At 63.9% G+C, this 20548-nt stretch carries 20 protein-coding genes and 2 pseudogenes; 10 read left to right on the top strand and 12 right to left on the bottom strand.

What is annotated here, in order from left to right:
• Positions 1–49 precede the first annotated feature (49 nt).
• Both H7F36_RS19970 and H7F36_RS19965 read left to right on the top strand, forming a co-directional pair.
• Positions 50–1264: an ABC transporter ATP-binding protein gene (locus H7F36_RS19970; RefSeq protein WP_187052411.1), complete on the top strand. Its 1215-nt coding sequence runs from the start codon at positions 50–52 to the stop codon at positions 1262–1264.
• Between the two features lie 42 nt (positions 1265–1306).
• The gene (locus H7F36_RS19965; RefSeq protein WP_187052410.1) at positions 1307–2323 is read left to right on the top strand and encodes an alpha/beta fold hydrolase; all 1017 of its coding nucleotides are present in this window, start codon (positions 1307–1309) and stop codon (positions 2321–2323) included.
• Positions 2324–2329: 6 nt separating this feature from the next.
• Here H7F36_RS19965 and H7F36_RS19960 read toward each other — a convergent pair whose 3' ends face one another.
• Positions 2330–3475: an acyl-CoA dehydrogenase family protein gene (locus H7F36_RS19960; RefSeq protein ID WP_187052409.1), complete on the bottom strand. Its 1146-nt coding sequence runs from the start codon at positions 3473–3475 to the stop codon at positions 2330–2332.
• 4 nt (positions 3476–3479) lie between these two features.
• Positions 3480–3569, bottom strand: a pseudogene (locus tag H7F36_RS22350) (3-oxoacyl-ACP reductase); the annotation flags it as partial.
• Between the two features lie 117 nt (positions 3570–3686).
• Here H7F36_RS22350 and H7F36_RS19955 point away from each other — a divergent pair.
• The 5 genes from H7F36_RS19955 (at position 3687) to H7F36_RS19935 (ending at position 8359) form a co-directional block, all read left to right on the top strand.
• Positions 3687–4730 (top strand): aliphatic amidase, encoded by a 1044-nt coding sequence (locus tag H7F36_RS19955; protein WP_187052408.1) that lies wholly within the window; start codon positions 3687–3689, stop codon positions 4728–4730.
• Positions 4730–5545 carry a CbbQ/NirQ/NorQ/GpvN family protein gene (locus tag H7F36_RS19950; protein WP_315971428.1) on the top strand — a complete coding sequence of 272 codons (816 nt, stop codon included), beginning with the start codon at positions 4730–4732 and terminating at the stop codon, positions 5543–5545. Before H7F36_RS19955 ends, H7F36_RS19950 begins: the two co-directional genes overlap by 1 nt.
• A 12-nt stretch (positions 5546–5557) precedes the next feature.
• Complete coding sequence (locus tag H7F36_RS19945; RefSeq protein WP_187052407.1) at positions 5558–7303, top strand: nitric oxide reductase activation protein NorD; 1746 nt, start codon at positions 5558–5560, stop codon at positions 7301–7303.
• A 192-nt stretch (positions 7304–7495) separates the two neighbouring features.
• On the top strand, positions 7496–7984 hold the full coding sequence (locus tag H7F36_RS19940) for a hypothetical protein (protein ID WP_187052406.1): 489 nt from the start codon (positions 7496–7498) through the stop codon (positions 7982–7984).
• 126 nt (positions 7985–8110) lie between these two features.
• Entirely contained in the window at positions 8111–8359 is a 249-nt protein-coding gene (locus H7F36_RS19935; RefSeq protein ID WP_187052405.1) for a hypothetical protein, read from the top strand.
• Positions 8360–8649: 290 nt separating this feature from the next.
• Here H7F36_RS19935 and H7F36_RS19930 read toward each other — a convergent pair whose 3' ends face one another.
• The 3 genes from H7F36_RS19930 to hppD all read right to left on the bottom strand — a co-directional run bounded on the left by H7F36_RS19930 (position 8650) and on the right by hppD (position 11385).
• Entirely contained in the window at positions 8650–9132 is a 483-nt protein-coding gene (locus tag H7F36_RS19930; RefSeq protein WP_187052404.1) for a GreA/GreB family elongation factor, read from the bottom strand.
• A gap of 244 nt (positions 9133–9376) precedes the next feature.
• Positions 9377–10285: a phenylalanine 4-monooxygenase gene (phhA, locus tag H7F36_RS19925; protein ID WP_187052403.1), complete on the bottom strand. Its 909-nt coding sequence runs from the start codon at positions 10283–10285 to the stop codon at positions 9377–9379.
• Positions 10286–10296: 11 nt separating this feature from the next.
• Positions 10297–11385: a 4-hydroxyphenylpyruvate dioxygenase gene (hppD, locus tag H7F36_RS19920; protein WP_187052402.1), complete on the bottom strand. Its 1089-nt coding sequence runs from the start codon at positions 11383–11385 to the stop codon at positions 10297–10299.
• 118 nt (positions 11386–11503) lie between these two features.
• Here hppD and H7F36_RS19915 point away from each other — a divergent pair, with 118 nt between their 5' ends.
• A complete protein-coding gene (locus H7F36_RS19915) occupies positions 11504–11986 on the top strand; it encodes an Lrp/AsnC family transcriptional regulator (RefSeq protein WP_187052401.1) in 483 nt (160 codons plus the stop codon).
• A gap of 100 nt (positions 11987–12086) precedes the next feature.
• Positions 12087–13349 carry a D-alanyl-D-alanine carboxypeptidase family protein gene (locus H7F36_RS19910; protein ID WP_261802413.1) on the top strand — a complete coding sequence of 421 codons (1263 nt, stop codon included), beginning with the start codon at positions 12087–12089 and terminating at the stop codon, positions 13347–13349.
• Positions 13350–13401: 52 nt separating this feature from the next.
• Here the strand turns inward: H7F36_RS19910 and H7F36_RS22420 are convergent, their stop codons facing one another.
• The 3 genes from H7F36_RS22420 to H7F36_RS19890 all read right to left on the bottom strand — a co-directional run bounded on the left by H7F36_RS22420 (position 13402) and on the right by H7F36_RS19890 (position 16166).
• Positions 13402–14511 (bottom strand): redoxin domain-containing protein, encoded by a 1110-nt coding sequence (locus H7F36_RS22420; RefSeq protein ID WP_263499979.1) that lies wholly within the window; start codon positions 14509–14511, stop codon positions 13402–13404.
• 82 nt (positions 14512–14593) lie between these two features.
• Positions 14594–15382: a GNAT family N-acetyltransferase gene (locus H7F36_RS19895; protein WP_187052398.1), complete on the bottom strand. Its 789-nt coding sequence runs from the start codon at positions 15380–15382 to the stop codon at positions 14594–14596.
• A gap of 13 nt (positions 15383–15395) precedes the next feature.
• Positions 15396–16166: an SDR family oxidoreductase gene (locus H7F36_RS19890; protein WP_187052397.1), complete on the bottom strand. Its 771-nt coding sequence runs from the start codon at positions 16164–16166 to the stop codon at positions 15396–15398.
• Positions 16167–16258: 92 nt separating this feature from the next.
• Here H7F36_RS19890 and H7F36_RS19885 point away from each other — a divergent pair, with 92 nt between their 5' ends.
• Positions 16259–17209 (top strand): AraC family transcriptional regulator, encoded by a 951-nt coding sequence (locus H7F36_RS19885; protein ID WP_187052396.1) that lies wholly within the window; start codon positions 16259–16261, stop codon positions 17207–17209.
• Here the strand turns inward: H7F36_RS19885 and H7F36_RS22345 are convergent.
• From H7F36_RS22345 to H7F36_RS19870, 4 genes and pseudogenes are all read right to left on the bottom strand, one after another.
• Positions 17161–17685, bottom strand: coding sequence for an N-acetyltransferase family protein (locus H7F36_RS22345; RefSeq protein WP_410003093.1), 525 nt, complete (start codon positions 17683–17685; stop codon positions 17161–17163). The genes H7F36_RS19885 and H7F36_RS22345 overlap by 49 nt on opposite strands.
• 27 nt (positions 17686–17712) lie before the next feature.
• Positions 17713–18462: pseudogene (gene trmB / locus H7F36_RS22340) on the bottom strand (tRNA (guanosine(46)-N7)-methyltransferase TrmB); the annotation flags it as partial.
• Positions 18462–19391 (bottom strand): tRNA glutamyl-Q(34) synthetase GluQRS, encoded by a 930-nt coding sequence (gene gluQRS, locus H7F36_RS19875; RefSeq protein ID WP_187052394.1) that lies wholly within the window; start codon positions 19389–19391, stop codon positions 18462–18464. The gene gluQRS and the pseudogene trmB, both read right to left, overlap by 1 nt.
• On the bottom strand, positions 19388–20521 hold the full coding sequence (locus H7F36_RS19870) for an NAD(P)/FAD-dependent oxidoreductase (protein WP_187052393.1): 1134 nt from the start codon (positions 20519–20521) through the stop codon (positions 19388–19390). The genes gluQRS and H7F36_RS19870 overlap by 4 nt, the downstream gene beginning before the upstream one ends.
• Positions 20522–20548: the final 27 nt, after the last annotated feature.

The following is a 20548-nucleotide window of genomic DNA, read 5'->3' as shown; positions in this document are numbered from 1 at the left end:
ACACACCGACTTCGCATCCATCTTCTATCGACTGCACGGCACCATGTACATGGACAACGCAACCTCAATTTCCGCCGTCACCTCACCACCGATTTCCGTCGGCGCAGTGGTGCCGACCGGAGCTCTTGCTTCAGCACACGGCGGGGTCGTTCTGGCCGCACTGACCAAGCGCTACGCCGACGGCACCACCGCCGTCGACAACATCGACCTGCGCATCGAGGCTGGCACCTACTGCTGCCTGCTCGGCCCGAGCGGTTGTGGCAAGACGACGATGCTGCGGATGATCGCTGGTCACGAGACGCCGAGCGAAGGCGCCATATTGATCGACGGCAAGGACGTCATCGACAAGTCACCTCGCGAGCGTGGCACGGCGATGATGTTCCAGAACTACGCGCTGTTCCCGCATCTCTCCGTGCGCGACAACGTGGCCTTCGCGATGCGCGTGCGCGGTGTCGCCAAGAAGGAGCGGATGTACGAGGCCGATCTCGTCATCGAGCAAGTGCAACTGACCGCATTGGCCGACCGCTTGCCGGGCCAGCTGTCCGGCGGCCAGCAACAGCGGGTGGCATTGGCCCGCGCCATCATCATGCGGCCGACCGTGCTGCTGCTGGATGAGCCGTTGTCGGCCCTCGACGAATTCCTGCGCTTGCAGATGCGGGGCGAGCTGCGCGGCATGCAGCGCGAGCTGGGCATCACCTTCGTGCACGTCACGCACACACAGCTCGAAGCCATCGCGGTGGCCGACCAGGTGGTCGTGATGGACAAGGGCCGCATCGCGCAGTCGGCGCCGCCGCGTGAGATCTATGCGCAGCCGCGCACCGAGTACGTCGCGGCCTTCATCGGCGGCCAGAACGTGATGCACGGCGAGGTGGTCGAGCTCGATGCCGGCCTCGTCACCTTGCGCGGTGCGCAGGGCGCTTGCTACCGCCTGCCGCGCGAGGATTTTGCCGGCTCGACTTTGGGTTCGACCTCGGTCGCGATCGGCATCGGCGTCTCCTTTGCGGTGCGCCGCGACCGCATGCGCGTCACCGGCGAAGACGATGCGATGGTGCTGGCCGTCAACACCTTGCGCGGCCGCGTGCGCGAGCTGGAATACCAGGGCATCTACATGAAGGTGAGCCTGGTCACCGACGACCCGACCGCGCCCGGCTGCGTGGTTTACGTCGAAGAGAACACCTTCTTCGGCGACCCCGTGTCGGTGGGCCAGCGCGTGTGCTGCAGCTGGGCTGCGACCGAGGCGCACGGCCTGGCCGCGATGGCCTGAACCGAACTCGCCCTAATTTTCACCACCCACCAAGGAACCACCATGACCGACTACAAGATGTTCGACCTCGGCGATGTCGTTCTACAGTGCAAGAAGACGCTGCGCGACGTCAAGCTGGCGTACAAGACCTATGGCACGCTCAACGCGGCGAAGGACAACGTCATCGTCTACCCGACCTGGTATTCAGGCCAGCACTACGAGAACGAATGGCTCATCGGCGCAGGCATGGCGCTCGACCCGGCCAAGTACTTCATCATCATTCCCAACATGCTGGGCAATGGCCTCTCGACCTCGGCCAGCAACTGTCCTGCACCGTACAACGCATCGCGCTTTCCGGACATTACCGCCTACGACAACGTCAAGTGCCAGCACAAGCTGGTGACCGAACTCTTTGGCATCGGAAAGGTGGCGCTGGTCACGGGCTGGTCGATGGGCGCGCTGCAAACGTACCACTGGGGAGCGATGTACCCGGACATGGTCGAGCGCATCCTGCCGTTCATGGGGTCGGCCAAGTGTTCGCGCCACAACCACGTGTTTCTCGAGGGTGCCAAAGCGGCGCTGCTGGCCGATGTCGCCTTCGAAGACGGCTGGTACACCTCACCACCGACCAAGGGCCTGCGCGCCTTTGGCCGCGTCTATGCAGGCTGGGGCTTCTCGCAGGCGTTCTATCGCCACAAGCTCGACATGGAGGTGATGGGCTACGCCTCGCTAGAAGACTTCATGGTCGGGTTCTGGGAAGGACTCTTCCTGAATCGAGACGCGAACAACCTGCTCACGATGCTGTCGACCTGGCAGAACGGCGACATCAGCAACAACGAGCTGTTCAACGGCGACTTCGTCAAGGCACTCGGCGCGATCAAGGCCAAGGCGATCGTCATGCCGGCGTCGACCGACCTTTACTTTCCGCCCGCGGACAACGAGTTCGAAGTCGCGCACATGCCCAACGCGACGCTGCAAGTGGTCGAGACGCATTGGGGCCACTTCGCCGGCGGTCCGGGCACCAGCCCGGCGGACATCAAGGTGCTGGACGATGCGTTGAAGGGCTTGCTCGCCAGCTGAGTTCGGCTAAAGCTTGCGCGCAATCAGGTCCTTCATCACCTCGGTCGTGCCGCCGTAGATGCGCTGCACCCGCGCATCGGCGTACATCCGCGCGATCGGGTACTCGGCCATGTAGCCGTAGCCGCCGAACAGTTGCAGGCACTCGTCCGTCGCCTTGCACTGCTGCTCGGAACACCACCACTTGGCCATGTAGGCGGCTTCGTTGTCGAGCGTGCCGTCGAGCAGGCGCTGGGTGCAGTCGTTGACGAAGGTGCGCACTACGTGTGCCATCGTCGCGACTTCGGCCAGCTTGAAGCGGGTGTTCTGAAAGTCGAACACGCTCTGACCGAAGGCCTTGCGCTCCTTGGTGTAGTCGACCGTCACTTCGAGCGCGCGCTCGATCACCGCAGCGGCGGAGACGGCGAGCAACATGCGCTCGTAGGGCAACTGGCTCATCAGTTGGATGAAGCCGTCGCCCTCCTTGCCGCCCACCAGGTTGTCGGTCGGCACGCGTACGCCGTCGAAAAACAGCTCGGCGGTATCGGCGGCGTGCTGGCCGATTTTTTCCAGCCGGCGCCCCACACGAAAGCCCGGCAGGTCTTCGGTTTCGAGCACGACCAGCGACACGCCACGGCTCCCCGCCTCACCGGTGCGCACCGCCAGCACCAGCAGATTGCAGGTGAATCCATTGGTGATGAAGGTCTTGGCGCCGTCGATGACGTAGTGGTCGCCGTCGCGCCGAGCCTTGGTGCGCAGTGCCTTCAGATCGGAGCCGCAACCCGGCTCGGTCATGGCGATGGCGGCCAGCATGTCGCCGCTCGCGAGCTTGGGCAGCCAGCGCTGCTTTTGTTCTTCGGTGCCGTAGGCCAGGATGTAGTGCGAGGCGATGGAGTGAACCGCTGTGTTGCCGGGGATCTCCGCCTTGGCGAGCTCGTCTTGCACCACCAGCTGATAGGCGAGATTGGCACCGGCGCCACCCCAGCTTTCGTCGATTTCAGGCAGCAACAGGCCCATGGCGCCGAACGGCCTCCACACCTCGCGCGGGATGAAGCCCTGACGGCGCCAGCCGTCGAGCTGTGGCGTCATCTCACCGGCGATATAGCGCCGCGCCTGTTCGCGAAACGCGTCGATCTCTTCACTCATCCATTCGTGGCGATGCAATTGAGGCAGCATGTTCTTAGATTCCTGTGAGTCCGCCGGTGCACATCGGCGTTTGTGCGCTGACGTAGTCCGATTCCGGAATACACAGACGGTACACCGCGCCGGGGTCGTACCGGCGCCGTGACGTCGAGCCGCAAGGGGCTACGTCAATCAACGTATTCGCCGCCACGCGACCGCTTTGCAGAATGACTTTCGTCTAACAAGCCCCAGACAAGGTCGAACCATGATTCACGGAGACATATCGAGCAGCAAAGACACCGTCGGCGTGGCGGTCGTCAACTACAAGATGCCGCGGCTGCACACCAAGGCCGAGGTGCTCGACAACTGCAAGGCCATCGCCAAGATGGTCATCGGCATGAAGTCCGGCCTGCCCGGCATGGACCTGGTCATCTTCCCCGAGTACAGCACCCACGGCATCATGTACGACGCCGGCGAGATGTATGAAAACGCCGCCAGCATCCCCGGCGTCGAAACTGAAATCTTTGCCGAAGCCTGTCGCAAGGCCAAGGTATGGGGCGTCTTCTCGCTCACCGGCGAGCGCCATGAAGAGCACCCCAACAAGGCGCCCTACAACACGCTCATCCTGATGAACGACCAGGGCGAGATCGTCCAGAAGTACCGCAAGATCATGCCGTGGGTGCCCATCGAAGGCTGGTACCCCGGCAACTGCACCTACGTGAGCGACGGCCCCAAGGGCATGAAGATCAGCCTCATCATTTGCGACGACGGCAACTATCCGGAAATCTGGCGCGACTGCGCGATGAAGGGCGCCGAACTCATCATCCGTTGCCAGGGCTACATGTACCCGGCCAAGGAGCAGCAGATCCTGATGTCCAAGGCGATGGCCTTTGCCAACAACACCTATGTGGCGGTCGCCAATGCGGCGGGCTTCGACGGCGTGTACTCGTACTTCGGCCATTCGGCGCTCATCGGCTTCGACGGCCGCACCCTCGGCGAATGCGGCACCGAAGAAATGGGCATCCAGTACGCCGCACTCAGCAAGAGCCTGATTCGCGACTTCCGCAAGCACGGCCAGTCCGAGAACCATCTCTTCAAGCTGGTGCACCGCGGCTACACCGGCCTGATCAACTCGCGCGAAGGCGACAAGGGCGTGGCCGACTGCCCATTCGAGTTCTACGGCAAATGGATCGCCGATCCGCAGGGCACGCGCGAGATGGTCGAGTCGTTCACGCGGACCACCGTGGGCACATCGGAAGCGCCGATCGAGGGCATCCCCAACGAAGACACGGTCAGCGTGCACCGGTGATGTCGATGGTGCCGTCGGGTTCAGATGGGCTCGAGCCCTGGCGCATCGATACCGAGCCTTACTACCGCGCCATCGGCGACGAGTGCGAGATGTTCGAGGCGGCCTACGCGGGCCGGCTGCCGGTGCTGATCAAAGGGCCGACCGGCTGCGGCAAGACACGCTTCATCGAGTACATGGCGTGGCGGCTCGGCCGGCCGCTGGTCACTGTGGCGTGCAATGCCGACACCAGCGCGGGCGACCTCGTCGGCCGCTGGCTGCTCGATGGTGGCGAGACGCGCTGGCAAGACGGTCCGCTCACTTTGGCGGCGCGTCACGGCGCGCTGTGCTACCTCGACGAGATCGTCGAAGCGCGTGCCGACACGGCCGTGGTCATCCACCCGCTCACCGACACGCGCCGCATGCTCCCGCTGGAACGGCGCAACGAACTCGTGCATGCGCACCCCGACTTCGCGCTGGTCGTTTCGTACAACCCGGGTGGCGGCAGCGGCTTGATGAAAGCGTCGACGCGGCAACGTTTCTGCGGGTTGGAGTTCGACTATCCCGATGCAGAAAACGAAGCTGAAATCGTGATGCGCGAGAGCGGTGTCGAGATCGAGTTGGCTTCTGCGCTGGTTGCGCTCGGACGTCGCTCGCGCAGGTTGGCGGGGCATGGTCTCGACGAAGGCGCATCCACGCGCATGCTGGTGCGCGCCGCTGCGCTCGTGCGCGCGGGTGCGAACCCGGCTGCGGCCTGCCGTATGGCGCTGGTGGCGCCGCTCACCGACGACGTTGCGTTGCGCGATGCGCTGGTGGCGGCGGTCGACGCTTCGTTCTGAACGCCTGCTGCGATGAGCGCGGTGGTTGACCTGGACTTGCGAGCAGACCTTCAAGCGGGCATGGACTCGTCTGTAGCGACGGCTCGCGCGATCACGGGTAGCGACAGCACCGAGCAAAGCGGCCAGCTCGATGCGGTGCGGCTTCCCATCGGCGCCTGGCTGCGGCTGCTCTGGAACGTGACGCCACCGTTGCTGCATCTTCCCGCAGGAATCGAAGGCCGGCAGACGCCGTTTCTTGCAGAGAGTGGATTGCACCTGCCATCGCCACCCGCCGGCGCGAGCAAGGCCGATGCCCGTCGCTGGTACAGCGCAGCCGCCGCGCACGCTGCAGCACACATCGTTTTTTCTCGCCGCGTGTTCGTGCGCGAAGGCACGGCGCCCATCACGCAGGCCTTGCTCGGCCTGCTCGAAGACGCGCGGGCCGAAGCGCTCGCATGCCGTGAGTTACCCGGCTTGCGGAGACTCTGGGCGCCGCTGCACACCGCAACGCCGGAAGACGGCGACGACTTCGAAACGCTGATGCTTCGGCTCGCACGCGGCCTCGTCGACCCTGGCTACGACGATCCGCATCCGTGGGTGCGCAAGGGCAGGGCGCGCTTCTATCTCGACGATGGTGGCGAGGTGTTGGCGCAGTCGCAACCCGATGCGCTGCGTGCGATGGCATCGGCCCTCGGCAACGACATCGGCCAGATGCGAATGGGCTTCAACGCACGCATGTACCGGCCGGGGCCGAGCTATCGCGACGACAACCGCTGGCTCTGGCAAGGCCATGCCGGCGAACAGCCCGAGCAGTCGCAACCGTTGTCTGCCGCGGCACGGCTGCAAGAGGGACCTGCCGATGCAACGCCTCCTGCGCGCGTGCAGTGGCGATATCCGGAATGGGATCGGCGGATCGGCAAGTTGCGGACGGACTGGTGCGTGGTGCAAGAGCGGCATCCGCAGGTTGCGGAGTCTGTCGGCGCGCATGCATCTGCGGTGGCGACGCTTGAGGACGACGCACCGGTGCAGCGCGCATTGACCCTGATGCTGCAGAAGTCTGCGATGCGCTCCCGCGTGCTGCGACGGCGTGAGCGCGACGGCGACGACATCGAACTCGACGAAGCCGTCAGTGCGGTGCTGGCACAGCGCAGCGGCAGTGCGGATGAGCTTCGGGTGCACACCCGATCGACGCAGGCGGCGGAGAGCGTCGCCGTGCTGTTGTTGATCGACAGTTCGGCCTCCAGCGCGCGGCCGCACGGCAGCGATGCGGCGGGCGGCACTCAGTTGACGACGCAGCAGCGTGTGGCCAGACTGCTCGCCGGGGCGTTGGCCACAACCGGTGGCTCACTCGCGATTCAGGGCTTCGATTCCGATGGCCGAGAGGGCGTCAATCATTGGCGTGTGAAAGACTTCGATGAGGCGTGGAGCGACGGCACTGCCGCGCGACTGGCCAGCTTGCAAAGCGGCCTGTCGACACGGCTCGGCGCCGCGTTGCGCCACGCGACGCGTGCACTGACAGCGCAACCCGCTTCCCGTCGACTGGTCGTCGTGATGAGCGATGGCGAGCCGCACGATGTCGACATCCACGATCCGCATTACCTGATTGAATACGCGCGACATGCGGTGCAATCGGCGCGGCTGGTGGGTATTGGCACGCTCGGTTTGTTGCTCGATGCGGAAGGGGCGGCGGCGAGCCGGCGGATCTTCGGCGCAGGGCAAAGCGCGCTGTTGGGTGACGCCGCGTCGTTGCCTTCGGTGCTGGGGCGGTTGTTGGGTTGAGTCGATGAGGCGGCTCGGATGGCCGCTCACGTTCGGTTCTGTCGATCGGTGCCATCAACTCGTCTGCCGCCTTGCCGACTGCTGGCCGCCGTGGTTCCGTACGACGCTGCCTTCGATGTCCGCTTTGCGGCGCGAAGCGGACCTACACTGTTGCTCGGCCTATGTCCGCAATCGGGCCAAAACCGGACATTCGTGGCTACACGCGATCCCGTTAAAACCTTCATCCGCAACACCACATCAATGACACCTGCTGACGCAAAATCGGACCTCGAACGAAGGCTTAGTGATGCTGGATTCAATTTCCAGCAGCCAAGCCTTGCCACTGCTTGGAAGTCTTTTCGCGAGCATCTGGGGGTCCCTGTCGCCGGAGCTTCCGACTACGTACTTGTGGACGTCAGAATTTGCGACTTCGAGTTTCAACCGCTGAGGCCAGCGTTCACCGTCGATCTTTGTCGCCAGTTCGGTTTCTTCGAGGACGGCCAGTTTGCGGGCTACGAACAACTTCACCTGATGCTCTATTTCCCAGCCGATTCGGACTTGCTCGAATTCACGACCGGGCTGTTTTGTGATGACGGCGATGACCGTGTTCCTTTCTTTTCTGAGGTTGAGAACTCAAGCGCGTTCAAGAAGGCCCAATCGCTTAATTGTGCAGCGGCGCTTCTGGACTATTGGGAAGTTTGAGCGGTGGCCCGATAGGGCTGCACTCGGCCAGAAGCAGAAGCAGACGCTGAAACCATGAACCTACGAAACCTTCCGCTCCGCGTTGTCGTGATAGTAGCGCTCACCATCTCTTATGTTGGATCAACCATGTCTCAAGTCATCAATTTGAAAGTCGGAGATACCGGGTCGTATGCCGAGTTGGCAACAAGGGTGAACTCGGAAGGCTTGGTGTTGCTTCACATCCCCGGCATTTCCGCTTTGCTTACACGTGCCGAGTCGCTCAAGGGTTCTGCTCTCACGGGCATCGAGAAGAATCGTATCACCGACAGTGCCCCGGTAGTCGCTACACCGAAGTCAGTTGCCGAAGCGACCATTCGACAGCGCGGGTACGAATAGTTGGACTGTTCACCGAAAATTCCGTTTTGGGTGCGCCTCATATGGCTGCTTCGGGCCCGAAGCAGTCCTTATGCGACAGGTCTACTGACGCATTTGCAGCGGTTGCTACCGGTGATGTCGGCCCCCTGAGTTCACGGTCTTTGGCCACGCAGCGGTCATTCATGCGCCAGTGTCATGTCGGACCCCGTGGCCAGTCTCAAAGTACTGCTGACCTCGCCAGCCAGCCGGTACGTTCACGACGCCTGCACGTCTGCTGACCTCGGCCAATGCGGAATCAGCTTGCTTGCGGCTTAATGAACCCGCAGCACCTCAAACTGCTGTCGGATTGGGGCGACCTGTATCGACACCTCATCACCCTCGCATTTGCCCAGCATGGCCCTGCCCAAAGGGGCTTCGCTGCTGAGGACCTGAACGCCCTGCGCGCCGCTGACCAACTTCATGCTGCCCCCATCCGGGCCGAGAAAGAGCTGTTGCTGCTTGTCGTCGGAATCGACCAGGCAGACCAGCGCGCCGAGCTGTATGCCTTTGCTGGCGTCGTAGGGACGCGGGCGGAATTGGCGCCAGTTGGCCATCGCCTGGCGGATGGCTTCGGCGCGCCGAGCTAGGCCGGTGGCCAGGTAGGCGGCTTCGAGTCCCAATGTGTCGTATTTGTTTTCAGCGATGTTTTCTTCGTGGGTCGCCGTTTCATGGGCCGCACGTACGGCCTGTTCGGCTTGCAGCAGGTCTTCGGCAAGCCGTTCCAGCACCTGCTGTTGCAGCAAGAATTTATCCATGATGAAAGGTAGGCGTCTCGAACAAGCGGGGGGGGCAGATATTGATTATGAAGGGCTCCACCAGCCTTCGACGCTTCTGTTGGCTGCAGGTTAACTTCCGCTTTAGGCCCTCTGCCGACGGACGACGCCGCAAAGAGAATGTCCGGAAGCAGCTTCGTGGCGGGCACTCGCAGAACCTTCGCAACAGCGATTCACAGTTCAAGAAAACGACCACGTGGCGTTCTCCTTCGTCTCGATGCGGTACTCAGCCAGCGACCTTTTTACGCTTGTCGTCGTGGTAGCGACCCGTTCCGCGTGCGAGCACGGTGTCGCTCGCCAGCACTGTGCCCGGATCGAAGTCGGGCTGGCCTGCGATGCGTTGATACAGCGGCGCGAAGTCGATCTTCGCGAGCTTCAGCAACTGCTCCAGGTTGTCGATGACGAAGTAGCTTTCCTGGAAATCGTCGATGCGGTAGTTGGTTCGCATCACCCTTTCCAGATTGAAGCCAATGCGATTGGGCGATGCGTCGTCGAGCGAAAAAGCCGTCTCCGTCAATGACGACGCGATGCCGGCGCCATAGATGCGCAGCCCGTCCGGTTGCTTCAGCAGACCGAACTCCACCGTGTACCAGTAGACGCGTGCGAGCTTGTCGAGCACGCCGAGCTTTTGCGCGCGCAATCCGCCTTCGCCATACGCCTGGATGTAGTCCGCGATGGCCGGGTTCATCAGCATGGGCACGTGGCCGAACACGTCGTGGAACACGTCGGGCTCCTCCAGGTAATCCAGTTCGTGCGGCTTGCGGATGAAATGACCCGCCGGAAATCGTCGATGCGCCAGATGTTCGAAGAACACCTCGTCAGGCACCAGGCCCGGCACCGCGACCACCTGCCAGCCTGTCTTCTTCATCAGCACGTCGCTGAGGCGCCGAAAATCCGGAATCTCATCCGCCCCAATGGGCAGATTGCGCATGCCTTCGACGAACTCGTCGCACGCACGGCCCGGAAGCAGTTTCGACTGGCGTTCGAACAGGGTCTTCCAGACGCCATGCTCGGCAGCGGTATAGGCTTCCCAGCCCTGGTCGATGGTCCAATCGGCGCGCCGGGGCTGGCCCGCATCGCCGGCCGCCAGACCGTGTTTGGCGCTCTGAACTGCGGCGGTATCGAGGCAAAGCACGGACGCCACCTTCAGGCCGTTTGCAGCACGCCGCGTCGCACCTGATCCCGCTCGATCGACTGGAACAGCGCCTTGAAATTGCCTTCACCGAAACCGTCGCTGTAGTCACCCTTGCGCTGGATGAACTCGAAGAACACCGGGCCACCGAAGGCCGTCTGCGAGAAGATCTGCAACAGCAGGCGCGGGGTCCCGCCCTCTGTGGTGCCGTCCAGCAGGATGCCGCGCGCCTGCAGCTCCGAGATCGGCTCGCCGTGGCCGGGCAAGCGCGTCTCCAGCATCTCGTAGTAGACGTCGTTCGGCGCGGTCATCAGCGGCACGCCGGCAAGGCCGAGCTGGTCGATCGTCTCGACGAGGTTGTCGCTCAAGAGCGCGATGTGCTGAATGCCTTCGCCGTTGAACTTCATCAAATACTCTTCGATCTGGCCCGAGCCTTTCGACGATTCCTCATTCAGCGGGATGCGGATCTTGCCGTCGGGCGCCGTCAGCGCCTTCGAGGTGAGGCCTGTGTACTCACCCTGGATGTCGAAGTAGCGGATCTCGCGGAAGTTGAAAATCTTTTCGTAGAAGTTGGCCCAGAAGGTCATGCGGCCGCGGTACACGTTGTGCGTCAGGTGATCGATCACCTTGAGCCCGTGCCCGACAGGATGGCGTTCGACGCCTTCGATGAATTCGAAGTCGATGTCGTAGATCGATTTGCCATCTTCGAAGCGGTCGATCAAGTACAGCGGTGCGCCACCAATGCCTTTGATCGCAGGCAAGCGCAGCTCCATCGGACCCGTGGCAATCTCGATGGGCTGCGCGCCGAGTTCGAGCGCACGGGCATAAGCCTTGTGCGAGTCCTTGACGCGAAATGCCAGCCCGCAGGCAGACGGGCCGTGCTCGGCGGCGAAGTACGCAGCCGGGCTGTTCGGCTCGCGGTTCACGATGAAGTTGATATCGCCCTGCCGGTAGAGCACCACGTCCTTCGAGCGGTGCTTTGCTACCAGCGAGAAGCCGAGCTTTTCGAAGAACGGTTCGAGCGTGTTGGTCTCGGGCGCGGCGAACTCGACGAACTCGAAGCCTTGCAGTCCCATGGGGTTGTCGAAAAGGTCGGTGCTCATGCCGTCTCCATCAGTGGGTGGTTTGTGATGATTCAATCCTAAGGATGAGGCAAGCAGTTTTCCTGCAAGTTCACGCTGCGCTTGCGCATTGACGCAGGAATCCTGCAACATACCGCTGATGTCTGCACCAATCGAACTCGATCAAATCGACCTGCGCGTCCTTCGCGTGCTCCAGGCCAGCGGCCGAGCCACCTACGACGAGATCGCACAGGTCGTCAACCTGTCGCCTTCCGCCACGCTTCGGCGGGTGAAGCGCCTCGAGGAATCGAAGGTCATCTCGGGCTATGTCGCCCTGCTCGATCCTGAGGGCGTGGGGCTTGCACTCACGGCCTACATCAACGTCCGACTGGAAAAGCACTCCGCCGTGCACAAGCGCAGCCCGATGGATGCATTTCGCGCATCCGTGCAAGCCTGGCCCGAAGTGGTCGAATGCAGCTCGCTGACGGGTGACATGGACTACCTGCTTCGCGTTATGGTGAGTGACATGGCGCACTACTCGCGCTTCGTGATGGAGACATTGCTCAAGCATCCGAGTGTTCAGGACTGCAAGACGAGCTTCGTGCTCGACACGGTCAAGCGAACCACGGCGTTACCTTTTTAAGCAGCGGTAATGCCGCTGTCGTGGATTCCAAGGCCTGAAAATGCAGGCTGATCGAAACCAACGCTCCGATTCACTACAAATTTCGTTAAGCCCCTGACTCATGCAAACAATGCGCCTTTCCGCTCTTTCCGCTCTTTCCGCTCTTTCCATCGTTGTCGCGATCGCCTCTGGCGTCGTCCTACCGTACTCGGCGTCCTTCGCGGCCTCGGACCACGCCGCCAAGCCGTCAGCTGCCAAGAAGCAGGCGACCGCCAAGCCTGCGGCGGCGTCAGTCGCCGCGCAGGCCAGTACGGCCGGCGGCCCACCGGCGCTGCCCGCCAAGGCGTGGCTGCTGATGGACTTCGACTCCGGCGAGGTGCTTGCTTCTGACAACCCCGATGAAGCGCTGCCGCCGGCGTCACTGACCAAGATGATGACCAGCTTCCTGGTCGAGCAGGCGCTTCGATCGGGCAAGCTCAAGAAGGAAGACCTTGTTTCGGTCAGTGAGTACGCCTGGTGCCGCGGATCGAGCACCGAGTCGTGCATGTACCTGCCGCTCAACAGCCAGGCCACGGTGATCGACATCCTGCGCGGCATCATCGTCCAGTCGGGCAACGACGCGTCCAAGGCGATCGCCGAGCACATGGCCGGCTCCGAGGAGAACTTCGCCAAGCTCATGAACGCCGAAGCCCAGCGCCTCGGCATGACGCACACGCATTTCGTGAACGCGACGGGCCTGCCCGCTCCGGAGCACAAGTCGTCCGCGCGCGACCTCGCCATCCTGGCGCGCGCCATCATCCGCGACAGCGCCGACTTCTATCCGATCTATGCGGAGCGTGAGTTCAAGTACAACAACATCAAGCAGGGGAACCGCAACGCGCTGCTCTACACCGATCCCACGGTCGACGGACTGAAGACCGGCCACACCGAGGAAGCGGGTTACTGCCTTGTCACGTCGTCCAAGCGCAACGGGATGCGTCTGATCACGGTGATCCTCAACACCAGCAGCGCAAAGGCACGTGCAGACGAGACGCGCTCGCTGCTCGGATGGGGCTTCGCCAACTTCGAGCAGGCCACGCCCATCCAGCCCAACACGGCGGTGACAGCTGCCAAAGTCAACTTCGGCAAGGCCGACACGGTTCCCGCGGTTCTGGGGTCACCATGGACAGTGACCGTGCCGCGCGGTCAAAAGGTGCAGACCGCAGTGCAGATCAAGCCTGGGCTGGAGGCGCCAGTGACCAAGGGCGCGGTGATCGGCAAGGTGGTTGCTAGCTCGAACGGCAAACAGGTCGGAGAAACCCCGCTGGTCGCGCAGGCCGATGTGGAACGCGCGGGCCTGATGCTGCGCTCATGGCAGCGCGTGACCGGATTGTTTGGCAAGTAAATTTGCGGGTACGCCAACGGCGGCGGAGTCGTTGTGCGTGTACCGTGACGTGTCATGGTCCGTCGCGGATATCGGCCGGCGGGTAGTACGGCTTGTCGGCCCTTGCATCGAGGCGTGCCCAGAAGTCCGCACCAGCCGCCAGGCCTCGCGCGTCGCGCTCCGCGTGCTGCCGCCAGATCGCCCACGAGTCGGGATGCAGTTGCGATGCGGCGTCGAACTGCGCCCTGGCTTCTGCCTCGCGGCCATCGCGCAGCAGCACCTGTCCTAACCTGAAGCGCGCGTGCGCTTCGGCGATGCCGGCATCGGGAACTTGCAGGCGCTTCAACACTTCGTCGGGGCTCATGACATGGCGGCTGGCTGCGCCGTTCAGTGCCCAGTCGCGCGCCGCGTCGAAGTACGCCGCTTTGGCGCGGGCGCGTCGGGCCAGCACCTCGGCCGGCAATGCATTGGTGGTTCGATCGCGCTCGTTGAAGCCGTCGGTCGAGCCGGCGCTCTCGGGCGGACGCACCATGCGGCCGGTCTCGTCGATCCACACCGCCTGCGGCACGTTGACCAGGTTGTAGAGCTCGGCGACGCGGTGCTCGCGATCGATCAGAGATGGGAATGTGAGGGCGGCTGCTTCGATCCAGGGCCGTGCGGGCTCGGGCTCGTCGAGCGCGATCGCCAGTACGGTAAAGCCATGGTCTTTGGCCGCTTCATGCAGGGACTGCCACACGGGCAAGTCGAACCTGCAGCCTCACCAGGAGGCCCACGTGCTTAGAAATACTCGTTGCCCGCGCAAGTCCGACAGGCGATGCATGCGGCCTTCCAGGTCGGGTAGCTCGAAGTCCGGGGCCTGCAGGCTGTTCAGGGCATCGGCGCGATTGGCGGCGCCTTCGCCGAACACCCACACGCGGCCGCTCTCGTCATGCACGACCGGCCAGCCCGCGTAGCGCCAGAAGGCGGCAAGATCGAGCCGGTCGCCATCGACCATTGGCGCGTCGGCGTTGCGCGGCACGGGCATGCAGGCGTCGTCGCGGCACAGGCCTTGCGGCTTCCAGTCCCAGCCGGTGGCATCGTGGATCTGGGTTGCGTCGAGCCACAGAGCGTCGGTGGCTGGCGCGTCGGTGAGTGGTGCGTCCGAGATCACAGTCTCGCGCGTGTCGTGAAAGATGCGGATCATCTGCAGTACTCCGGGCTCAAGAGGTGGATGGGGCTGGGGCAAGTCATCCTGCCACGGCAGCCGGCGCAGGTCGGGTCGAGGGTCAATCCTTTTTGGCCAGCGGGACCGAAGCCGGCCGCGCGAACAGGTTGTCCGGCACCCGATAGTGGTAGCCATAGAAGTCTTCGAACCCGAGCTGGGCATACAGGCGCCGCGCGACTTCGTTTTGCTCACGCACCTGGAGGTAAGCAGACTCCGCGCCCTTCGTGCGGCCCCATTGCATCAGTGCGCAGGTGAGCATACGACCATGACCCTGCCGGCGTCGGTGCGGCGCCACGACGATGTCGTAGAAACCCACTGCGCCACGTTCCAGCACCGCCAGCCCAAAGCCGATGGCCTCACCGTGGTCCTGCAAGGTGGCGAAGGCGCTCGGCATCGTGATGGAACGCACCATGGCGTGGTGCAGTTCGTGGTTCGTCGACGCGATGCCATTGGCCGCGGCGATGCCATCGAGCCAGTCAGCTGATGGTGCGGCCGAGATGTTCACTGATGCGTGCGGCGCCGCAGCACTCAGCGTCGCACGTGCCACCTGCGTCGGGTCGAAGAACGCGTATCCGGCATCGGCCAGTTCGCGGTCGGCCTCTGGCGGCGCCAACGGTGACAAGCGGAAAACAGTCGGAAGTCCATGCTGCGCATAGAAGGTTTCCGCCGCGCCCCGCACGCCCTCGAAAGATGCGCCCGCCTCGGCAGCGTTGACCGAGTTGGCACGCTTGGTATAGCCGCCGCTCATGCGAAACAGCCAGCCGTTGAAGAACACCGTCTCGCGCGCAGGCCACGCGTTGAAGCTGCGCTGTTCGAACGCGCGGACCGTCGCGAGGTCGAGGAGGGTCATGGCGATGCAATGCTCATTCCGCCATTTTTCCACGACGGCTATCGACCTCTGCAGCCAGCGCCACGGCATCGGAGCCCGCCGGGATGCGCAACGGACTCGATGCATCGTTCGCGGCGCGCCACACCGCCTGCGCCACATCGATCGCATGAGTGACGGCGGACGCCTTGGACATCCCGGCGAACACGCTTTCGGCAAGGCTTGCATAGGCTTCAGGAATCAGTCCGTCCATGCGCTTCCTCGCGTTCGCGCCAAACTGCGTGCTCGGGCCCATGCCCGGTTCGACCAGGCTGACGCGCACGCCGAATCCGGCGAGTTCCAGCGCAAGACATTCGGTGAAAGCTTCGACCGCCGCCTTGCTCGCCGTGTAGGCGGCGAGTAGCGTGTACGGGGTGATCGTGACGGCCGAAGTGACGTTGACGACCACACCGGCCTTACGCTGCCGAAACTGAGGCAGCACCGCTTGCGTCATCGCCATGAGCCCGAAGGTGTTCGTCTCAAATACCTCGCGCACGGTCTGCATCGGCGTGGCTTCGAAGGCGCCCAGAACGCCGATGCCCGCGTTGTTGACCAGCACGTCGATCGACCCTGCGGCTTCGATGGTCTCGCGAATGCTTTCGGCCTTGGTGACATCGAGCGCCAGCACGCGCAGGCGATCGGAGTTGGGCAGTAGGTCTTGCTGCGGCGTGCGCATGGTCGCGATCACCTTCCAGTCTCGCTCGAGGAAGTAGCGCGCGGTTTCGAGGCCGAAGCCTGAAGAGCAGCCGGTGATCAATATGGTTCTCATGAGGTTTTCTTTGGTGCAAAACCACAGGTTAGGGCCGCGGGACCGGACTGACTACTGTCTATAGTCCACGTTTAGTTTGCAGGAGTCCAGACATGGTAGATCCGCTCTCCGAGGTCGTCGGCATGCTCCAGCCGGGCGCCGCCTTCTCCAAGGTCGTCACAGGTGCGGGTCGCTGGAGCGCCCGCCAGCCGTTTGCTGGACATCCGTTCTTCTGCGCGGTGCTGGAAGGGTCGTGCCGCCTCGCGTTCGATGGTCAAGCGCCCCTCACGATTGAGGAAGGCGACTTCGTCTTGATGCCTGCGAACCCCGGCTTCACCGCGTCGAGCCTGACGCAAAGGACGAGCACGAAAAGGCGTGAGGCCATTTCGTTGCACTCGTCCTCAACTTCACCGTTCTCTGACCTGGGCGACAAGCGCTTCGGCAGGCAGAAAGGTCCGGCCGATGTGCGATTGCTGGGCGGCTATTTCGTCTTCGGTTCACCCGACGCGGCGTTGCTCGTCTCGTTGCTGCCGGTGCTTGTTCATGTGCATGGCGAGGCGCGGCTGGCCACGATTGTGAAACTGCTCGCCGAGGAGTCGCGACAGCAACGGCCGGCGCGCGGCGTCATCATCGCGCGCCTGCTTGAGGTCTTGCTGATGGAGGCGCTCCGGTCAACCGATGCGAGCACTGCATCGCCCGGCCTTCTGCAAGGCCTTGCCGACACGAGACTTGCGGCCGCGATACGTCAGATGCACGAAACGCCGAGCCGGCCATGGACGGTCGCCGAGTTGGCGAAAGAAGCAGCACTCTCGCGCTCGGCCTTCTTCGAGCGATTCAGTCGCGCGGTGGGCGTGCCGCCGATGCAATACCTTCTCGACTGGCGTATGGCGCTTGCCAAGGACCTGCTGCGTCGCGGTGAGGGCAAGATGGTCGAGGTGGCGGAACGCGTCGGCTACAGCTCGGCGAGCACCTTCAGCACAGCATTTACGCGACACGTCGGGCATGCGCCGCGACGCTATGCGCTTGCGATGAAGGTGCGACGAACGTCCAGCCTCAACGCATAGATCCGTGCCGTCACTTCCTGGCCGCCCATGATGTCCTTGATGCGATCGGTGAGTTGCCAGCCGCGTGATTCATAGAAACCGATGGAGGCCGCGTTGTCGTCCAGCACGCGCAGGTGCAGGTGAGTGGCGCCGCGTTCTTTCGCCCACTCTGCCGCGGCTGCGAGCAGGGCAGTGCCGGCGCCGGAGCCCTTTTGGTCGGGCATCGCGTGCAGGTTGTCGAGGTAGGCGCCGCCGGTGTCGTCGGGCGCCAGCACGCGGACGAAGGCCATCGGCTGACCGTTGCGTTCGGCGATCAGCACGTTGCCGGTGTTGGCCCTGAGTTCGTCTGCGCGCGACTGCCAGAGCGCCAGGCTTTCGGCTGCCATCTCGTTGTCGAGGTAGGCATCGGAAAGCATGCCGCGGTAGGTGGTCGCCCGGCTGCGGGTGTGGATGTCGGCAATAAGTGCGGCGTCAGAAGCGGTCGCCTTGCGCAGCACGATGGGTGGCCGCTGATGCGTTTCCGCCCTACGTTCGAACACCACGTCCCACACGCCATGCCCCAGCTTGATGCCGCGGTTCTCGAACTTGGTGAGCGGGCGGTAAGCGGGCTTGGGGGCATAGCCACTGGCATCGACCGCCGTATTGCGCAGCAGCGGTTCGTGCGCGAGCACTTCGAGGATCTGCTCGGCATACGGCTGCCAGTCGGTCGCGCAATGCAGGTAGCCGCCGGGCTTGAGGTGCGCGGCCAGCTTGGCGACGAAGGGCGACTGCAGCAGGCGCCGCTTGTTGTGGCGCTTCTTGTGCCACGGGTCCGGGAAGAACACATGCACGCCGTCGAGCGTGTCGGGCTGCAGCATGTGGTCGAGCACCTCGACCGCGTCGTGGGCGCAGATGCGGATGTTGGTCAGTTGCTGTTCGCCGATGCGCTTGAGCAGGGCGCCGACGCCGGGCTCGTGCACTTCGCAGCACAGGAAGTTGGTGTCGGGCATGAGCGCGGCGATGGATGCGGTGGCTTCACCCATGCCGAAGCCGATCTCGAGCACGGTCGGCGCCGCGCGGCCGAACACGGTGGCGAGGTCGATCGACTCTTCGCTGTACGGCAGCAGGTACAGCGGACCCAGTTCGGTAAAGGCGCGCGCCTGGCCGTCAGTGGTGCGGCCGGCGCGGCGCACGAAGCTTTTCAGGCGACGGTGCAACGGATGGGTCGGGTCCGAGGATGGCGTCGGGTCTTTGGGGTCTTTGGGGTCTTGGGGGGTGTCAGGCAGTTGGGTCATCACGGCGGCGGATTGTAGAGAACGGCCCATTGCGGAACCCATGATGTGAGCGCGTCGGACGGCGATATCGCTTGTTGTGCGGGGGGCAGGCCGAGAACTCGCGCCGCCTTGTCGAGCTCGGCCAGCGCGGCTTGCGGCGTGCGGGTGTCGAACGAAGCCGCGCCTGTCTGCTTCGACAGTTTCTCGCCGTCGGCACCGAGCACCAGCGGCGTGTGCAGATAGCGAGGTGTTGGCAGGCCCAGTGCGCGCTGCAGCAATAGCTGGCGCGCGGTGTTGTCGGTCAGGTCTTCGCCGCGCACGACGTCGGTGACATGCTGTTCGGCATCGTCGACCACCACGCGCAGTTGATAGGCCCACGGTCCGTCGGCGCGGCGCAGTACGAAGTCGCCGACCTCCTGCGCCACGTCTTGCCATTGCGGGCCGAGCCGGCGGTCGATCCAGGTGACGCCCTCGGTCGGGTGCGCGGCTTCGAATCGCGCCGTGGCAAAGCGCCAGGCATGCGCCGGCTTGCCATGCAGTCCGTTGCGACAGGTGCCCGGGTACACGCGCTCGCCATGGCGCGTGTGCGGCACACCTTGCTGCGCGAGTGCGGCATCGATCTCGGCGCGAGAGCAGGCGCAGGGGTAGGCAAGGCCGGCGGCCACCAATCGATCGAAAGCCTGTTGGTAAGCCGGCAGGCGTTGCGTCTGCCAAACCGGCGGCTCATCGGACACGAGCGCACATGCGGCCAACTGTTCGAGGATGCTTTCACCTACACCGGGCAGGCAGCGCTCTGTGTCGCCGTTTTCCATGCGCACCAGCCAACGACTGCCTTGCGCACGCGCATCGAGCCAGCTTGCCAGCGCGGCGACCAGCGAGCCCGCGTGCAGCGGGCCGGTGGGCGAGGGGGCGAACCGCCCGGTGCGGACAGCGCGCCCCGATGCGGTCACAGTGCGGCGAGAGCGAGCGAGAGTCCGGACAGAAAAGCGTCTTCGACCCGATGACCCATGCACCAGTCGCCAGCGATGCCGATGCGGGCTTTCGCGTCCCACAGGTGCGACTTGCCGACCGGCACTTGGGTCTGCGCTTCGGCCCAGCAACGGGTCTTCGCGAACGAAGGTTCGGCCCGGATGCCGGTGATCTCGGAGAAGGCGCGAAGCAGCTTGGCCTCGATGCGGGCGCTGTCGTCGCGCAGATGTTCTTGCGACCACGGAGCGCTGGCTTGCAAGGTCCAGCGCTCGACACGCTCGCGTCCCGGCTTGGACGATTCGCGCGTGAGCCAGGCCACGCGATGGTGCGTGCTGCGCGCCGCGTTCCACTGCGGACCGAGGTGCGACATGTTGGCCTGGTTGGCCTGCGGAAACGCGATCATCAAGGTCCAGCATGGCGCGATGCGGACCTTCTCGATCTTCTGCGTCATCGTGGGTGAATGCGCACTGAGCAACTGCCGTGCGCGTGACGGTGGCACGGCGAGCAACACCGCATCGAAGCCCGAATACACATGCACCGAATCGTCGGCGCCGGCGGTGCGCAATTGCCAGCGCTTGCCGTCGATGGTGTCGCGCTCGATCTGCACGACGTGCGTGTCGGTGACGACGCTGCTGCCCAGCGGCACAGCCCATTGCGCGACCAGCGCATCCATGCCCGGCTGCGCCACCCAATGCGGCTCCCGCGACGGCAGCGCGGCTTCAGCGACGAGACCATGGGCATCCAGCACGCGCACGGCATTGGCGCTCCATCGCTTGCACAAGCCTGGCGCAGTTTCGATGGCGGCGGCGAAGCGCGGATCGCGCACGGTGAAGTACTGCGCGCCGGTGTCGAAACGGCCGAACTGCGTCTTGTCGCTCGCCATGCGGCCGCCGACCTGCGACTCGCGCTCGAACACCGTGACGCGGTGACCGGCCTGCACCAGCGTGCGCGCGGCGGCAATGCCCGCGATGCCGGCGCCGATGACGGCGTAATGGCGCTCGGCCATCTTCGGCTTCGCAGTCGACGTCGAGGTCGAAGCCGAAGTTGCAGTGGCTTTGAGGGCCGGGGAGATGGCGCTTCGATGGCGCTTGGCAGGCGGGCTTTTGGTCATGGCGGGTCTCTCTTTTTTTTGACGGGA

It is taken from the genome of Variovorax sp. PAMC28562 (genome assembly GCF_014303735.1).
In the GTDB taxonomy this organism is placed as follows: domain Bacteria; phylum Pseudomonadota; class Gammaproteobacteria; order Burkholderiales; family Burkholderiaceae_C; genus Variovorax.
Note: the sequence above shows the minus strand (reverse complement) of the source record. Positions and strands in the feature narration are given on the sequence as shown.

Excerpts from the sequence above, each read along its gene's own strand:
- H7F36_RS19930 (WP_187052404.1), bottom strand. The coding sequence starts at position 9,132 with ATGGATAAATTCTTGCTGCAACAGCAGGTGCTGGAACGGCTTGCCGAA.
- H7F36_RS19960 (WP_187052409.1), bottom strand. The coding sequence starts at position 3,475 with ATGCTGCCTCAATTGCATCGCCACGAATGGATGAGTGAAGAGATCGAC.
- H7F36_RS19935 (WP_187052405.1), top strand. The coding sequence starts at position 8,111 with ATGTCTCAAGTCATCAATTTGAAAGTCGGAGATACCGGGTCGTATGCC.
- H7F36_RS19955 (WP_187052408.1), top strand. The coding sequence starts at position 3,687 with ATGATTCACGGAGACATATCGAGCAGCAAAGACACCGTCGGCGTGGCG.
- hppD (WP_187052402.1), bottom strand. The coding sequence starts at position 11,385 with ATGAGCACCGACCTTTTCGACAACCCCATGGGACTGCAAGGCTTCGAG.
- H7F36_RS19895 (WP_187052398.1), bottom strand. The coding sequence starts at position 15,382 with ATGACCCTCCTCGACCTCGCGACGGTCCGCGCGTTCGAACAGCGCAGC.
- H7F36_RS19950 (WP_315971428.1), top strand. The coding sequence starts at position 4,730 with ATGTCGATGGTGCCGTCGGGTTCAGATGGGCTCGAGCCCTGGCGCATC.
- H7F36_RS19965 (WP_187052410.1), top strand. The coding sequence starts at position 1,307 with ATGACCGACTACAAGATGTTCGACCTCGGCGATGTCGTTCTACAGTGC.
- H7F36_RS19945 (WP_187052407.1), top strand. The coding sequence starts at position 5,558 with ATGAGCGCGGTGGTTGACCTGGACTTGCGAGCAGACCTTCAAGCGGGC.
- H7F36_RS19910 (WP_261802413.1), top strand. The coding sequence starts at position 12,087 with ATGCAAACAATGCGCCTTTCCGCTCTTTCCGCTCTTTCCGCTCTTTCC.
- H7F36_RS19970 (WP_187052411.1), top strand. The coding sequence starts at position 50 with ATGGACAACGCAACCTCAATTTCCGCCGTCACCTCACCACCGATTTCC.
- H7F36_RS19870 (WP_187052393.1), bottom strand. The coding sequence starts at position 20,521 with ATGACCAAAAGCCCGCCTGCCAAGCGCCATCGAAGCGCCATCTCCCCG.
- H7F36_RS19885 (WP_187052396.1), top strand. The coding sequence starts at position 16,259 with ATGGTAGATCCGCTCTCCGAGGTCGTCGGCATGCTCCAGCCGGGCGCC.
- H7F36_RS19915 (WP_187052401.1), top strand. The coding sequence starts at position 11,504 with ATGTCTGCACCAATCGAACTCGATCAAATCGACCTGCGCGTCCTTCGC.
- H7F36_RS19890 (WP_187052397.1), bottom strand. The coding sequence starts at position 16,166 with ATGAGAACCATATTGATCACCGGCTGCTCTTCAGGCTTCGGCCTCGAA.